This is a genomic window from Candidatus Protofrankia californiensis (genome assembly GCF_900634765.1).
In the GTDB taxonomy this organism is placed as follows: domain Bacteria; phylum Actinomycetota; class Actinomycetes; order Frankiales; family Frankiaceae; genus Protofrankia; species Protofrankia californiensis.
This window is the reverse complement of sequence record NZ_CAAAFT010000060.1, coordinates 1-639: the sequence shown is the minus strand read 5'-3', so window position 1 is coordinate 639 and position 639 is coordinate 1. Positions and strand designations below refer to the sequence as shown.

The 639-nt window shown below is 68.4% G+C and carries 1 protein-coding gene; it reads left to right on the top strand.

Going from position 1 to position 639, the window contains the following annotated elements; all coding sequences use genetic code 11:
* Positions 1–548, top strand: a 548-nt coding sequence (locus tag DD1DGNOD_RS03355; protein WP_131769428.1) for a phosphatidylglycerol lysyltransferase domain-containing protein, incomplete at its 5' end; no start/stop codon positions are given.
* Positions 549–639 lie beyond the last annotated feature (91 nt).

The following is a 639-nucleotide window of genomic DNA, read 5'->3' as shown; positions in this document are numbered from 1 at the left end:
ACGGCTGCGTCGTGCTCATGGCCTTCGACCGCGGCGGGGACGACCCGGCGGGCAGTGGCGGATGCGAGCCACAGCTGCGTGCGCTGCTGCACTTCGTCCCGTGGGGGAGCCGGGGCCTGTCACTGGACCTGATGGTGCGCGACCGCAACGCCGACAACGGGCTGAACGACTTTCTGATCGTCTCGGCGCTGCGGGCGGCGGGCGGACTCGGGGTGGACCGCCTGTCGCTGAACTTCGCGTTCTTCCGGTCCGCGCTGGAACGCGGGCAGCGGCTCGGCGCGGGCCCGGTCACCCGCTGTTTCCGGAAGCTGCTGGTCTTCCTCTCGCGCTGGTTCCAGATCGACAGCCTCTACCGGTTCAACGCGAAGTTCCGACCGGCCTGGTCACCCCGCTACATCTGTTTTCCCGCGAACCGGAATCTTCCACGCATCGCGCTGGCCATGCTGGAAGCCGAGGCTTTCCTGAGCTGGCCGCGGCTGACGATGCGGCCCGCCGCGCACCGGCTACGGCGGCTCGTCCGTCCGGCCAGCGCCTGCGATCGTAGGTAAAAACCGCCGCCCCTACAACAGCGGAACCTGTAGGTGGAAACCGTCGTCACCGCAGCGGTTTCCACCTACAGGTTTGTCGAGGGCCCAGGTC